Below are 14,753 nucleotides of genomic sequence, written 5' to 3'. Positions count from 1 at the left end.
TATGATAATGAGGAAAAGATATGTATTTACGACCCGATGAGGTGGCGCGCGTTCTTGAAAAAGAAGGGTTCACCATGGATGAGGTAACATCAAAAGCGTACGGATATCGCCGTGGTGAGAATTATGTTTACGTCAACCGTGAAGCAAGAATGGGGCGTACTGCTCTCATTATTCACCCGACACTCAAAGACAGAAGCCTGTCATTTGCTGAGCCCGCCTCGGATATTAAAACCTGCGATCATTATCAGCAATTTCCGCTCTATTTAGGCGGCGAGACGCATGAACATTATGGTATTCCGCACGGTTTCAGCTCGCGTATGGCGCTGGAGCGTTTCCTGAAAGGGCTGTTTGGCGACGTACAATAAATCAGCGACTGGCATGAGCCAGTCGCCTTATCTTACGCTTTTGCCTGGCTATAAGGGCTGACTTTAAACAGGCGGCGGCAGTAGTCAAGGAAGTAACCGTACACCGCACCCATCAGCATAGATACCACGATATTTGAACTTACCGCGGCGGCGATTTGATGCCAGTTTGCGCCCACCGTCAGCAAAATAACCACATACACCGGGGACTGGAACGTCACGTAAGCCAGCACGTCCGCCAGGTTTTTTACCCAACCTGCCGGGCTAATACGCCGGGCGAAACGCATCACCGCATCGCGATACATTCCGTACGGCCAGGCAATCATGATATTCACCGGAATGGCCACCAGGCGCGATGAGAGGGACTGCTCAAAGGTCATTCCGGACAGGAAAATTTCAATCAGCATGTTTACGACGGAACAGTAAACGACCATCGCGAACGTATCCGCTACCGCATGGCGCAGGCGAGACTGCGGTGAGAACATGTCTGAACTCCTCGAACAGGACAAAAAAGTGGCGTTTTTACCTGCGGCGTTTAGTGCTTTAGGTTGGTTTGTTTTGAGTGTATAGCGTATCCCTCTGGCTTTTAACTAACAAGTAGTGATTAATTTTTATTTATGGGCGCTTTGTCCATAAAATTCTCTAAAGTTGGCTGTTTTTTGTGCGAGTCGTTATTTTCTTTCCCATTCACCGTTTTATTAAACGAAATCAAACTATTAGCTTATCTGAGCAAGCGTGTAACGTTTGTTATTCGGAGGATGCCGGGCGGTTTTTTGAACGGTATTAAACAGGGGTTTTTGACCAGGTGCAGGACGGAATATTACGCATTAAAACTGACAGGTAATTCGGGGTTATATTAACGGGATATTCTAAAACATTTACAATAATGTCAAAACGACAGAGTGGGTAGATATCAGAACAAAAATCAATTATTCTGTTGCCTGATTTATGTTATACACACGAAGAAAGGTTTCTCATTATTATGGCTTTAACGTTACAGAATCTTAATAATATCCGTACCCTCCGGGCGCTGGCGCGTGAATTATCCATGGATGTTCTGGAAGAAGTGCTGGAAAAAGTTCGGATTGTCACAGAAGAAAAACGCAGCGAGCAGGCTGAATTAGAGCGCCAGCGCGCTGAACAGCAGGATAAAATTAATGCTCTGCTGGAACTGATGAAGGCAGACGGTATTTCCCCGAGCGATCTGTTAGGCGGAGAACTGGCTCATGCGGGCCAGCCGGCTAAAAAACGTAAAGCGCGTGCGGCGAAATATCGTTTCATCGACGCGAACGGTGAAGAGAAAACGTGGACCGGTCAGGGACGTACGCCAAAGCCAATTGCGAACGCACTGGCAAACGGTAAATCGCTGGATGATTTCCTGATCTGATGATTATTCGGGCGGTGTATTCCGCCCGATTATTGACTTAGCAGACGCCAAAGTCACCTTCTTCGGAGTACAGAACTACGTCCGCCGCTTTCAGGTGATATTTCTCGCCCTGCTCATTGCTGGCCTGTACGGCCACAATGTTTTCACCATTTACTTCGAGCACTTTCAGTTTCGGACCGCCCTGACGCGGTTGGACATAATCACCGACAGAAAACATAGCACCTCCTCATCATTGTCACGATCTTCACCATAGCCCACGTCCGGGGCGGGGTACAGCCTAATCTTTCAGATACCCCTTATCAGGTACGTCGGTTCCACGGCATCACTTTCAGCAGTCGCGCCATACCGCAAAAACCTGTCACTCCGGCGAACAGCAGCCCGGCGCCCACAAAACCGCTTAGCAGGAAAAAGCCGCTGGTGACGCTGTAACCCAGCACCACGCCGCAGAGAATCAGCAGCCCGGCGGCGATCTGCACCTGACGCATCAGCGGAAGCGGCTGCGATTTATCTTCAACGGTCAGCAGCCCGGCCTGCTTCCAGCCCTGAATGCCTCCCTCAACCACAAAGGCGTTCGCAGGGGACGCTGCCCGGGCAAGACGAGCATCATTGTTTGCGGTTCTTGCGCCAGACTGACAGTGGAAAATCACCGTTTCTCCCGGCGCTGCGTTAAGCCCGCCGGGTAACGAATCCAGCGGAATGGAGTGTGCCGCTGGAATATGCTCGCGGGCATACTCGTCGGGGTCGCGAATATCGATAAGTTTGGCGCCTTCAGCAATAAGCGCGTTTGCCTGCTGCGGCGAAATAAGAGGAAGAGACATTGTGTTTCCTTACGGTCAATTTCAGAACAGTAGAGCATTTAAGGCAGGGTTTCAGCCAGTGTAAAGAGGGTAAAGGCAGGTAAAAGCGCGAGAGACGAATGGCAGTTACCCGTAAACTGGCTACGCTTAGAGAAGTGTCTTTTATAATTTTCAATTGGTTAGCTTGCACGGAGTTATTTATGGGTTTTTGGCGCGTTGTTTTAACGATTATTCTCCCGCCGCTGGGCGTGCTGCTTGGCAAGGGACTGGGCTGGGCGTTTATCCTGAACATCCTTCTGACCATCCTGGGTTACTTCCCGGGTCTTATCCACGCGTTTTGGGTTCAGACGAAAAGCTAGGTACGCCACAATAGATCACTGTAGATCCGGGTCAGCGCGCCCTCGGGGCCAAACTGCTGTTTGATCCAGCGCGTGACCTGACCGGTCGCCGCATGCTGCGTGGCGAGCAGCATGCGCGAGTCCTGGCGCGGATTATTGATTCGCCGCTTTACCAGCAGCCCGTCCTCCACCGCCTCACGCGTCATATACTCCGGTAAAAATCCAATACCTTCCCCCAGGATCTGACACTGACATTTGGTGTTAAAGTCCGGTACCAGAATCGCCTCCTGACCGTGAAGCAGCCAGCCGACCTTCTTGTTGATGGTATGCGCGGTGTCCTCGACCATGATATTGGGATACAGACGCAGCTGACTTTCGGAAATGGGCTCCGGGGCGAACGCCAGCGGATGCGTGGGCGCGATGGCAAATACCCAGCGGATCGCGCCTATCTCGGTGTAATCGATGCCTCCGCCATCCAGCAGCGTATCCGGCGCGCCAATGGCGATGTTGGCCTGATTATTAATGATGGAATCCCAGACGCCGTTATACACCTCGGTCGTCACCGTGATTTGGCAGGTAGGAAACTGTTTTTTCAGCACCTGGAGCAAACGCGCGGTATGGCGTGGCGTATACAAAAGCTGATTAATGCAGATGCGCACCCGCGTCTCAATGCCCTGCGAAATGGTATCAATCCCGCGCTTGATGGCATGAAAGTCATTCAGCAGGTCGGTCGCTTTACGATAAAAATAAAAACCGGATTCGGTCAGCTCAATGCTGCGCGTGTTGCGTACAAACAGCACCACGTCCAGCCCGGTCTCCATACGTTTGATGGTGTAACTGATGGCGGAAGTGGTCACGCCCAGCTCGGCAGCCGCTTTGCTAAAACTGCCAAAGCGTGCCGCGGTGGTGAAGGCCAGCAAATTCTCTTCGGTAAAGATGGAATTCATATTATGGCTCCTGGTTACCATCAGTTTTGAACATATTTTAACACCGGCGTTACATCATAGTTGATGTCGGTCACAGTTCTGGATTTTTACGTAGGGCCGCGCTGTGTAAGGCTTTTTCATTCATAAGGATAATGCAGCCCGAGGCGCGTAAAAGCGGTAAACCATAAGAAAAAGGTTGCACAGACGCACGTTTTTGCCGGACTGTTGAATTTAACTCAACAATGAATTGCGTGTCGATGAATCATTTTTAAGCGGATTCTTTTATGACCAGGCTGTTGCTATTCTCAGGTCATCAGAAGTGAAACATAGGGAGTCTGAATATGTCTGCAACTGCACTGGTTACAGAATTTTTGCTGGCGGCAGAAGAGGGTAATATCGACGCGCTAAAAGCCTGCCTGGAAAAAGGCGTGGATATTGACGCGACCAACCGCCAGAAAAGAACCGCCATTATTATTGCCAGCCTGAAAAAGCATTACGCCTGTGTGGAATTTTTAATTTCCGCCGGGGCGGATATTGATAAACAGGACCAGACCTGTTTTAACCCCTTCCTGATCGGCTGCCTGACCAATGATTTAACCCTGCTGCGCATTGTCCTTCCGGCGGATCCGGATCTCGACCGTCTGACGCGCTTTGGCGGCGTGGGCATTACCCCTGCCAGTGAAAAAGGGCACGTTGAAATCGTGCGCGAGCTGCTGGAAAAAACCGACATTAACGTCAACCACACCAATTTTGTCGGCTGGACGCCGCTGCTGGAGGCCATCGTGTTAAACGACGGCGGCGCAAAGCAGCAGGAAATTGTGAAGCTGCTGCTGGATCACGGCGCGAATCCGCACATGACTGATAAATACGGCAAAACCCCGCTCGAACTGGCGCGGGAAAAAGGCTTCAACGCGATCGCAGACCTGCTGCTGGCGGCAGGCGCATAGCGCATTCGGTCAGCCTTCCCCTGGCTGGCCGTGAATCAAAAAACGCATTGTTACCGACGTGCATTTAGCACGACGGCGGCCCCCTTTTATCTTAAACAGGTGAAAATAATGCCAACCAAAATCGTCATAAAAAAGAATACGTATTTCGATTCGGTTTCCTTAATGTCGGTTTCCACCAAAGCCAATAAATTGCCGGGCATCGAGCAGGCGTTTGTGGCGATGGCGACGGAAATGAACAAAGGGGTATTAAAAAACCTCGGGCTATTAACGCCGGAATTAGCGGACGCGAAAAACGGCGACCTGATGATCGTTATTAAAGGCGACGCGGCGAATGAGGAAACCCTTGCTGCCATTGAAGCGTTATTCACGCGTAAAGAGAGCGCTGGCTCCCATGAAGCACGCTACGCGACGATTGCCAGCGCCAAAACCCATCGTCCGGACAGCAACCTTGCGGTGATATCCGTCAACGGCACCTTCGCCGCCCGCGAAGCGCGCCAGGCGCTGGAAAACGATCTCAACGTGATGCTGTTTTCCGATAATGTGTCGCTCGACGACGAGCTGGCGCTGAAGCAGCTGGCGCATGACAAAGGATTGCTAATGATGGGGCCGGACTGCGGCACCGCCATTATCAACGGCGCGGGGCTGTGCTTTGCCAACGCGGTACGTCGCGGGCCGATTGGCATCGTTGGCGCCTCCGGCACCGGTAGCCAGGAGCTGAGCGTGCGCATTCACGAGTTCGGCGGCGGCGTGTCGCAGCTGATCGGCACCGGCGGGCGCGATCTCAGCGAGAAGATTGGCGGCCTGATGATGCTCGACGCCATCGACATGCTGGAGGCGGACGACGCGACCCGGGTGATAGTGCTCATCTCCAAACCGCCTGCACCCGCGGTGGCAGAGAAGGTGCTGGCCCGGGCACGCGCCTGCCGCAAACCTGTGGTTGTGTGCTTCCTGGGCCGCAACGAACCGCCAGACGATGAAGACGGCTTGCAGTTTGCTCGTGGCACCAAAGAGGCGGCCCTGAAAGCGGTGCTGCTTACCGGCATTAAAAAAGACTCCCTGGATTTACATCCGCTCAACTGGCCGCTGATCGAAGAGGTGCGCGCCCGCCTGACGCCGCGGCAGAAGTACATTCGTGGCCTGTTCTGCGGCGGCACCCTGTGCGACGAAGCGATGTTTGCCGCGCTGGAGAAGTTTGACGATGTTTACAGCAACATCCAGCCGGATCCGGCCAGGCGTCTGAAGGACATCAGCGTCAGCCAGGCCCACACCTTCCTTGATTTCGGTGACGACGATTTCACCAACGGCAAACCACACCCGATGATCGACCCGACCAACCGCATCAGCCGCCTGCTACAGGAGGCGCGCGATCCGCAGGTGGGCGTCATCGTGATGGACTTCGTGCTGGGCTTTGGCGCACACGAGGATCCGGTGGGGGTGATGATCGAGGCGATCAAAGAGGCACAGGCAATCGCGAAAGCCGACAACCGTCCGCTGGAAATTCTCGGCTACGTGCTCGGCACCGATCAGGATCCGCAGTCGCTGGCCCAGCAGTGCCAGCTGCTGACCGACGCAGGCGTCATCTGGGCCAGCAGCAGCACCAATACCGGATTACTGGCACGCGAATTTGTCTGCAAAGGGGAGAGAGCATAATGACGACCTTATTCAACCAACCGCTGAACGTGATTAACGTCGGGATTGCGATGTTCAGCGACGACCTCAAAAAACAGCACGTTCCCGTGACCCAGCTCGACTGGACGCCGCCGGGGCAGGGCAATATGCAGGTGGTGGACGCGCTGGATCGGCTGGCGGAAAAACCGCTGGCCGAGAAAATTGCCGCCGCGAACAACATTGCCCTTGAGCGCATTATTCAGTCCCATCCGGTGCTGGTGGGCTATGACCAGGCCATCAACGTGGTGCCGGGCATGACCCGCACCACCATTCTGCATGCCGGTCCGCCTGTTACCTGGGAAAACATGTGTGGGGCGATGAAGGGCGCGGTCACCGGCGCGCTGGTGTTTGAAGGGCTGGCGACGGATCTGGAGGACGCCGCAAGGCTGGCGGCTTCAGGGAAGATCACCTTCTCGCCGTGCCACGAGCACGACTGTGTGGGCTCTATGGCGGGCGTCACCTCCGCGTCGATGTTTATGCACATCGTTGAGAACAAAACCTACGGCAACCGCGCCTTCACCAACCTCAGCGAGCAGATGGCGAAGATACTGCGCATGGGGGCCAACGATCAGAGCGTGATCGACCGCCTGAACTGGATGCGCGACGTGCTCGGCCCAATGCTGCGCGACGCGATGAAGATTATCGGCGAAATCGACCTGCGCCTGATGCTGGCCCAGGCGCTGCACATGGGCGACGAGTGCCACAACCGCAACAACGCGGGCACCACGCTGCTTATCCAGGCGCTGACGCCGGGGCTGATCCAGGCGGGCTATCCGGTGGCGCAGCAGCGTGAAGTGTTCGAGTTTGTCGCCAGCAGCGACTACTTCTCCGGTCCGACGTGGATGGCAATGTGTAAGGCCGCGCTGGATGCCGCCCACGGCATTGAGTACAGCACCGTCGTCACCACCATGGCGCGCAACGGCTACGAGTTCGGCCTGCGCGTCTCCGGCCTGCCGGGGCAGTGGTTCACCGGCCCGGCGCAGCAGGTGATCGGCCCGATGTTCGCGGGCTATAAGCCGGAAGACTCCGGGCTGGATATCGGCGACAGCGCGATTACCGAAACCTACGGCATCGGCGGCTTTGCGATGGCGACAGCCCCGGCAATCGTGGCGCTGGTGGGCGGCACGGTGGAGGAAGCCATCGATTTCTCCCGCCAGATGCGCGAAATCACTCTCGGCGAAAACCCGAACGTCACCATTCCGCTGCTGTCGTTTATGGGCATCCCGTCCGCCATCGACATCACGAAGGTCGCGGGCAGCGGCATTCTGCCGGTCATTAATACCGCCATTGCCCATAAGGACGCCGGTATCGGCATGATTGGGGCGGGCATCGTTCACCCGCCGTTTAGCTGTTTTGAAAAGGCGCTGTTAACCTTCCGCGATCGCTACGTTCTATAAGGTATGCATCCATGAAAAACATGAAACTGGAGTGGAAAAGAGGTGACTGGGCAGCTTATTTCGGGTTGATGACCAACAACCTGACCAATTTGCTGACCATGATGGGGTTGCTCATTTTTGTCGTCGGCATCCCGAAGGAGATTGTTTATGGACGCATCGCGCCAGCCTTCGGTCTGGCGGTGCTGGTGGCGAGTCTTTGCTATACGTGGTTTGGCCTGCAAATGGCGCGCGCCACCGGACGAACGGACGTCACCGCGCTGCCGTCCGGCCCGAGCGCGCCGTCGATTTTTACCGTGACCTTCCTGGTCTTAATGCCGGTTTACCAGCAAACCGGCGATGCGGATTTCGCGATTCAGATTGGCCTGGTGTGGTGCTTTGTGGAAGCGATGATCCTCGCGGGCGGTTCCTTCCTGGGGGAAACCATCCGCAAGATGATCCCGCGTACCGTGCTGCTGTCGTGCCTGTCCGGTCTTGGCCTGCTCCTGCTGGCGATGAACCCGATGTTGCAGGCGTTCGAAGCGCCGACCGTGTCGTTTATCGTCCTGCTGCTGATCTTCATTAACTGGTTCGGTAAAAAGCCGATTTTCGCCCGCATCCCGACCGGCCTGCTGCTGTTGATTGCCGGTACTCTGCTTGCGTGGATCTCCGGACTGCAAAGCCCGGATGCCATTAAAGCGTCCATGTCATCCTTCGGCTTTAACCCGCCGGAAGTGCATGTGGACAGCTTTATGCAGGGGTTGCCGCATGCGCTGCCGTATCTGGCGTCCGCCGTACCGCTGGGGCTGGCGAGCTACATCTTTGACCTGGAGAACATCGAAAGCGCCCATGCGGCGGGGGATGAATACCCGACCCGCAAGGTAATGCTGGCGAACGGTCTGGCCTCCATGCTCGGCTGCCTGATGGGCAATCCGTTCCCGGTCACGGTCTACGTCGGCCATCCAGGCTGGAAAGCGATGGGCGCCAGCATCGGCTACACCCTGGCGTCCGGCGTGACCATGTTCATCGTGCCGCTGTTCGGGCTGGGGGCCTTTATGCTCGCCATCATCCCGATGACCGCCATCGTGCCGATTCTGGTGTTTATCGGCGTCGTCACCGCCAACCAGGTGGTGAGGGAAACCCCGAAAGTGGAGGTGCCCGTCATCTTCATCTGCCTGTTCCCATGGATTGCCAACTGGGCGCTGACCATGATGAACAGCGTGATGAGCGCGGCGGGGACCAGCGCGGCGAAAATTGGCACCGACGTGCTGCACAGCAAGGGGATCTACTACGAAGGCCTGATGCATCTCGGCAACGGCGCGCCGCTCGCCAGCATGCTCTGGGGCTGTATCGCCATCTTCGCCATCATCAACAAACCGCTGCGCGGGGCCGTCGCGGCGACCGGTGGCGCGCTGCTGGCGCTGTTTGGCGTGATCCACGCGCCGGTGGTGGGCTTTGCCGAGGGCAGTTCCCTGATGTTCGTCACGGCCTACCTGATGATGGGCGGGATGTTTGTGGTGAAGCATGTTCTCGATATCTCTGTTAATTCCCCTCTCCCAGTGGGAGAGGGCCAGGGTGAGGGCGCCAGAACGCACCTTCTAAAGGAAACAAAATGAAAGAGCTTATGGTCGTTGCCATCGGCGGCAACAGCATTATCAAAGACAACGCCAGCCAGTCGATTGTGAAGTGGTTTACTGAATTTGGCCACCTGAACAGAGGTGATATGCTCACCTCAGAACAACACAGGTGTCATAATGAAAAAAAGAAATTTCAGCGCAGAGTTTAAACGCGAATCCGCTCAACTGGTCGTTGACCAGAACTACACCGTGGCAGATGCAGCCAGCGCTATGGATGTCGGCCTTTCCACAATGACGCGATGGGTGAAACAATTACGTGATGAACGGCAGGGCAAAACACCAAAAGCCTCCCCCATTACCCCGGAACAAATTGAAATCCGTGAGCTCAGGAAAAAGCTACAACGTATTGAAATGGAAAATGAAATATTAAAAAAGGCTACCGCGCTCTTGATGTCAGACTCCCTGAACAGTTCTCGATAATCGGGAAACTCAGGGCGCGTTATCCTGTGGCCACTCTCTGCCATGTGTTCGGGGTTCATCGCAGCAGCTACAAATACTGGAAAAACCGTCCTGAAAAGCCAGACGGCAGACGGGCTGTATTACGCAGTCAGGTACTTGAACTGCATGGCATCAGCCACGGCTCTGCCGGAGCAAGAAGCATCGCCACAATGGCAACCCAGAGAGGCTACCAGATGGGGCGCTGGCTTGCTGGCAGACTCATGAAAGAGCTGGGGCTGGTCAGTTGCCAGCAGCCGACTCACCGGTATAAGCGTGGCGGTCATGAGCACGTTGCTATCCCGAATCATCTTGAGCGACAGTTCGCCGTAACGGAACCAAATCAGGTGTGGTGCGGTGATGTGACCTATATCTGGACGGGTAAGCGCTGGGCGTACCTCGCCGTTGTTCTCGACCTGTTCGCAAGAAAACCAGTGGGCTGGGCCATGTCGTTCTCGCCGGACAGCAGGCTCACCATGAAAGCACTGGAAATGGCATGGGAAACCCGTGGTAAGCCCGTCGGGGTGATGTTCCACAGCGATCAAGGCAGCCATTATACGAGCAGGCAGTTCCGGCAGTTACTGTGGCGATACCGGATCAGGCAGAGTATGAGTCGGCGTGGAAACTGCTGGGATAACAGCCCAATGGAGCGCTTCTTCAGGAGTCTGAAGAACGAATGGGTGCCGGCGACGGGCTATGTAAGCTTCAGCGATGCAGCTCACGCAATAACGGACTATATCGTTGGATATTACAGCGCACTAAGACCGCACGAATATAATGGTGGGTTACCGCCAAACGAATCAGAAAACCGATACTGGAAAAACTCTAACGCGGTGGCCAGTTTTTGTTGACCACTTCACATACGGATTATCGCAGCATTCGCAGTTTGTTCGTTCATATGGTTGAGAGGTGCTTTAATGCTTGGAAAAATCCACTCTCTATGACCACTGATTGGCTTCATGGATTCAAGTATTGCTAAGGCTTGTTTACTGAGTGGAACCTTATGAGGAAGCTTCATCTTCATAAACTGACCGGGTATGTTCCATAAACAGGCCTCTTCATCGATATCTTTCCACCGAGCACGAACTGCTTCACCTGGTCGAACCCATGTAAGAAGCTGCCACTCTATTAGGAGACGTGTTTCAAGCCTTATGGAAGCATTTGATAGAGCAACCATAAAACGAGGAAGTTCAGCAGGAGGTAAAGCTGGCATATTTTGTTTTTTGGGCTTTGTAAACCGTTGTCCAAGATTATCGGCAGGATTGAATTCAATAAGCTCTTCGGTAGCTGCCCACCGGAAAATCTCATTCAAGCGGGAAATTATGCGCCGCAGTGTTTCAAAGACGCGACGATGCTCCAAAGGCTCAAGTTGTTGTTTTAACAACTTTGGTCGAATCTCTTTGATAGGAACGTGGCCAAGACTAGGGAAAATGTTTCGCTCTAGACTACGCCAGATGTCTTCAGCATGGTCTTTTGTTATACCTGTAGTCCTTGCTTTCTCATCTAACCATTTCCTTGCTACAGCCTGCAGCGTATGTTCAGTAGCATCCTTGAGAGCATTTGCTTTATCAGTGTTATGAGTTTGAGGATCAATGCCGTTAGCGAGTAGTGAAAGATATTGATCTCGTAAAGCTCTTGCATTCGCTAAGGTGAGATGAGGATACGTGCCGAGACTAATTTTTGTGCGTTTTTTTGTTAAGGGCACTGCGTATCTGAAATACCATCTTTTCGCTCCACCTTTAGTGAGGGGAGCAATCCGCAGCATCAGTCCATCGCCATCGAAAAGGTTAATCTCTTTCTCTGATGCCTTAGTGCTTTTGATTTCAGTGTCAGTAAGTTTCTTTGCGATTTTTGCCATTTTAGGACCCTCTGCTTTAGGACCCAAAATGATGGGTCCTAAAAAGGGTGCCATAGCAAGTAGCTTCTAGCAAATTTCAGTAGACTTCATTAGACGTAAAAAAGCCCGCGAGGCTGGTTCCAAGCGGGCTTAGTAGACTTCACTTTACTTCATACTACTTAAAAATGGTGGGCTGGCGGAGTCTGAATAAATTTCTCAATATATTAAATATAAAGGATTTTTCCGTATTCAACTTTCAGTTGTGTACCTAAACGTGTACCAATTATGAATTTTCATAGTAATACGATCCCTCTTTAGAAATGTGTCACCTTTTTCATGTGGTCTTTTTTTTAAACAATAAGCACAGAAAAAAAAGTTTTTTTGCATTTAACTGTTCACACTGTTCACCTCGGTTGTTTCTCATTTTATATCATGTGGTTAGGTGGTGATGAGTTGGTGAAGAGTGAACAGTCGACTCTTCACCTTTGTGATTTTTGTTCGTTCTGGATACGCCCGGCCAGGCGATACGCGGGGGGATAAAAAGTTTTTTTGGGTTTTACTGTTCACTCTGTTCACCTCTTGTTTTTTATCAATAATTTCATAGTGATACAGGGTGAATATACGGTGAAGGGTGAACAGTGGAGTGTTCACCTTATGATAATGGCCGGAAAGAAAAAGACCGGCTGTTGCCGGTCTGGAGTTGGTTATGTCGCTGCGGGTTCGTCGCATTTCGGCAGCCAGTCGCCGTAGCTTTCTTCTTTCAGCGACAGGTTGGTCTGTATCCCCTGCTTTGTGTGCCGCTTTACATAATTCAGGCCGTACTCTTTCAGCATCATGGGCAGCCCCAGCCCGAACATTTTCAGGCTGAGCACGTTCCTGTATCCGTTAGCCTCCATATAGGCCAGATACGCGTGATAGAGATACTTACGGTAATTACGCGGGACAATGCTGGCATTACCCATAAACATTCCGTTGGTCTGCGGCAGCATTTCCAGATAGCCGCAAAAATCAAACGTCGGGTCAGCATCACGCTTGATGCTGAGCGCCTCGTCGGAATTCTGCTGCGACTGGAGCAGTGCTCGCGCCGTCATCGGATCGCTGAACCGCTGCATAAGCTGGCGCACAATAACGGCCAGCTCGCGCGCAATTTTATCCCTGAGCTGCGGGTCGCGTTCTTCCGGTGCAATCTGCTCGGGAAAGTGAATAATCACCCGGCGGCGTGACACACCGCCGCTGCGGTCGGTGAAGCGCATCGGGTTATTGTTCACGGCCAGAATCACCGCAGGAATATGTGTTGAGTACGGATTCTGGTATTTCGGGTCAACCGAGACCGCATCGCCGCCGGTGATGGCCTTTAGTCCTGCGCCGTCACCGCTCCATTTTTCCTGGTCAGGCAGACGTATCAGCGAGAAGCCAATCAGGGAGGCACGCTTGCGCGGGTCTTCCAGCGTGTCGATGTCGGCCGACGTGGCGTTATCCTCTCCGGCGAGCAGGGTCGCGATTTCGGCGAGAATGCTTTTGCCACTCCCGCCGGGACCGGTGACCTCGAGAAAGAGCTGCCAGTCGTAGCGGTTCGCCAGTACCATAAACAGCGCAGCGAGTATCACGTCGCGTTTTTGTGGATTTTTACCGGCCGCCCGGTCGAGCCAGCGCCAGAAGTTCGGCGCGTGAGTCTCCAGCATTTCGCCTTTCACCGGCGGGGTAAAATCCACGTCGCACAGTGTGCGCAGCCAGTGCGATTTATGATGTGGACTGAATATGCCGCTTTGGGTATCGAGTACCCCGTTGCGAAAACCAATCAGACGACGCGCCGGTGTATCCTGCTGCGGAATAATTAGTTTCAGGGTCTCCACCACCGAGGCAATTTTCCCGGATGAGAACGGGGCGCGCAGGCGCTGGAATAAGTCAGCCACATTCCGTGAAAAAGTGGCGGCCGGGATATTTTTCCAGATGCCGTTTTCATAGCGGGACAGGAGCTGGCCGTTCGCATCCACCGCCAGCGCTTCGCCGTAATGTTCATGCACCCGCAGAGCCTTGTCGCTGGCGCTCATGGCGGTAAATTCCGCCTCGCTGATGGTGTCGAACGGACTTTGCGCCGGTGGCCGGATGGCGTCATAAATGGCTTTCCGCGTGGCCTCCTCGCCTTTCTGCACAAACGCATCATTCCAGTCACCAAACACCGGCGGCAGGGCAACAACCCCCTCACAGGCTCCTGCGGCCGCTGCGGCTTTGTTCTGACCGTCGCCGTTAAGGTCGCGGTCGGCGGCGAGGACAATCTGACAGGCCGGGTGTTTCTGACGGGCAAGGCTCGCCAGAGAAAGGAGGTTCACGGACGACAGCGCCACCATGACGGTTTCGCCGGTCAGGTGATGCACGGTGAGCGCGGTCGCATAGCCCTCCGTTATCCACAGGCGTTTTCCGGCCTGTCTTTTCCCTTCGATGGTATGGCACGCTCCTTTTACCGCCCCGCCTTTCAGGGTGCGTTTGAGACCGTCAGAATTGATAAGCTGAAGGTTAACCAGTGCGCCGGTATCGTCATGCAGCGGGACAACCATATCACCGGCGCGGAACGTCACGCCGCCGGTTTTGTGTGTGGCCGACAGTACCGGACATTCCCGGTCGGGGAAGCCCTTGCGGGTGAGGTAGGCGTTGCCGCTGGCCGGTCGGGTTTTCTCCATGAGCCTGACGGCCAGCGCGGCCGCAGCCTGGCGGTCAGCCTCCGTTTCGGCCTCTGCGGCCGCAATCACTTCCGTGGCAACCGGCGGCAGGTTGCCGGTCACGGCGTTCACCTTTTGGGCTGCCTCTGATGGTTTTACACCGAACACCTTTTCGACCAGTTTCAGGCCATCCCCCGCGCCGCACTGATTACAGAGCCACGTCCCTCGCCCCTCTTTATCGTCAAAACGGAAACGGTCAGAGCCGCCGCACACCGGACAGGCCTGATGCCGGTTTTTAATCACCTTCACACCCAGCGCCGGGAGAATTCGCGGCCAGTGGCCGCACGCCTGTTGTATCGTCTGTGTTACGTTCATTTTCATCGTTATTT

General features: G+C 54.2%; 13 protein-coding genes and 2 pseudogenes. 9 read left to right on the top strand and 6 right to left on the bottom strand.

What is annotated here, in order from left to right:
* Nucleotides 1-20: 20 nt before the first annotated feature.
* On the top strand, nt 21-365 hold the full coding sequence (locus L3069_RS17325; RefSeq protein WP_006811693.1) for a DUF2002 family protein: 345 nt from the start codon (nt 21-23) through the stop codon (nt 363-365).
* 32 nt (nt 366-397) lie between these two features.
* Here L3069_RS17325 and alaE read toward each other — a convergent pair whose 3' ends face one another.
* A complete protein-coding gene (gene alaE, locus L3069_RS17320; protein WP_038416570.1) occupies nt 398-847 on the bottom strand; it encodes an L-alanine exporter AlaE in 450 nt (149 codons plus the stop codon).
* Between the two features lie 497 nt (nt 848-1,344).
* Between alaE and stpA the strand changes: the two genes are divergently transcribed.
* Nucleotides 1,345-1,749 carry a DNA-binding protein StpA gene (stpA, locus tag L3069_RS17315; RefSeq protein WP_022649126.1) on the top strand — a complete coding sequence of 135 codons (405 nt, stop codon included), beginning with the start codon at nt 1,345-1,347 and terminating at the stop codon, nt 1,747-1,749.
* Nucleotides 1,750-1,786: 37 nt separating this feature from the next.
* Here the strand turns inward: stpA and L3069_RS17310 are convergent, their stop codons facing one another.
* Nucleotides 1,787-1,966, bottom strand: coding sequence for a hypothetical protein (locus L3069_RS17310; RefSeq protein WP_006811690.1), 180 nt, complete (start codon nt 1,964-1,966; stop codon nt 1,787-1,789).
* An 82-nt stretch (nt 1,967-2,048) separates the two neighbouring features.
* Complete coding sequence (locus tag L3069_RS17305; protein WP_038416569.1) at nt 2,049-2,567, bottom strand: rhodanese family protein; 519 nt, start codon at nt 2,565-2,567, stop codon at nt 2,049-2,051.
* A gap of 179 nt (nt 2,568-2,746) precedes the next feature.
* On the opposite strand from L3069_RS17305, the gene L3069_RS17300 reads away from it, so the two are divergent.
* Nucleotides 2,747-2,905 carry a YqaE/Pmp3 family membrane protein gene (locus L3069_RS17300; protein WP_038416567.1) on the top strand — a complete coding sequence of 53 codons (159 nt, stop codon included), beginning with the start codon at nt 2,747-2,749 and terminating at the stop codon, nt 2,903-2,905.
* On the opposite strand, the gene L3069_RS17295 is transcribed toward L3069_RS17300, so the two are convergent.
* Nucleotides 2,902-3,831, bottom strand: coding sequence for a LysR substrate-binding domain-containing protein (locus tag L3069_RS17295; RefSeq protein WP_032625925.1), 930 nt, complete (start codon nt 3,829-3,831; stop codon nt 2,902-2,904). The two genes, L3069_RS17300 and L3069_RS17295, sit on opposite strands and share 4 nt — an antisense overlap.
* A gap of 320 nt (nt 3,832-4,151) precedes the next feature.
* Here L3069_RS17295 and L3069_RS17290 point away from each other — a divergent pair, with 320 nt between their 5' ends.
* The 6 genes and pseudogenes from L3069_RS17290 (at nt 4,152) to L3069_RS17265 (ending at nt 10,721) form a co-directional block, all read left to right on the top strand.
* Entirely contained in the window at nt 4,152-4,757 is a 606-nt protein-coding gene (locus tag L3069_RS17290; RefSeq protein WP_038416565.1) for an ankyrin repeat domain-containing protein, read from the top strand.
* Between the two features lie 108 nt (nt 4,758-4,865).
* The gene (gene fdrA / locus L3069_RS17285; RefSeq protein WP_038416564.1) at nt 4,866-6,407 is read left to right on the top strand and encodes an acyl-CoA synthetase FdrA; all 1,542 of its coding nucleotides are present in this window, start codon (nt 4,866-4,868) and stop codon (nt 6,405-6,407) included.
* Complete coding sequence (locus tag L3069_RS17280; RefSeq protein WP_023298441.1) at nt 6,407-7,822, top strand: DUF1116 domain-containing protein; 1,416 nt, start codon at nt 6,407-6,409, stop codon at nt 7,820-7,822. Before fdrA ends, L3069_RS17280 begins: the two co-directional genes overlap by 1 nt.
* Before the next feature lie 11 nt (nt 7,823-7,833).
* The gene (locus tag L3069_RS17275) at nt 7,834-9,414 is read left to right on the top strand and encodes a hypothetical protein (RefSeq protein WP_038416563.1); all 1,581 of its coding nucleotides are present in this window, start codon (nt 7,834-7,836) and stop codon (nt 9,412-9,414) included.
* A pseudogene (locus L3069_RS17270) lies at nt 9,411-9,479 on the top strand (hypothetical protein); the annotation flags it as partial. The gene L3069_RS17275 and the pseudogene L3069_RS17270, both read left to right, overlap by 4 nt.
* A gap of 73 nt (nt 9,480-9,552) precedes the next feature.
* A protein-coding gene (locus L3069_RS17265; protein WP_085929673.1) for an IS3-like element ISEc52 family transposase occupies nt 9,553-10,721 on the top strand; the annotation gives its coding sequence in 2 pieces (ribosomal slippage) (nt 9,553-9,802 and nt 9,802-10,721; 1,170 coding nt in all).
* 8 nt (nt 10,722-10,729) lie between these two features.
* On the opposite strand, the pseudogene L3069_RS17260 reads toward L3069_RS17265, so the two are convergent.
* Nucleotides 10,730-11,728 (bottom strand): annotated as a pseudogene (locus tag L3069_RS17260) (integrase arm-type DNA-binding domain-containing protein); the annotation flags it as partial.
* A 683-nt stretch (nt 11,729-12,411) separates the two neighbouring features.
* Nucleotides 12,412-14,745: a primase-helicase zinc-binding domain-containing protein gene (locus tag L3069_RS17255; protein ID WP_063857658.1), complete on the bottom strand. Its 2,334-nt coding sequence runs from the start codon at nt 14,743-14,745 to the stop codon at nt 12,412-12,414.
* Nucleotides 14,746-14,753 lie beyond the last annotated feature (8 nt).

It is taken from the genome of Enterobacter cloacae complex sp. ECL411, from assembly GCF_021869665.1.
In the GTDB taxonomy this organism is placed as follows: domain Bacteria; phylum Pseudomonadota; class Gammaproteobacteria; order Enterobacterales; family Enterobacteriaceae; genus Enterobacter; species Enterobacter intestinihominis.
Note: the sequence above shows the minus strand (reverse complement) of the source record. Positions and strands in the feature narration are given on the sequence as shown.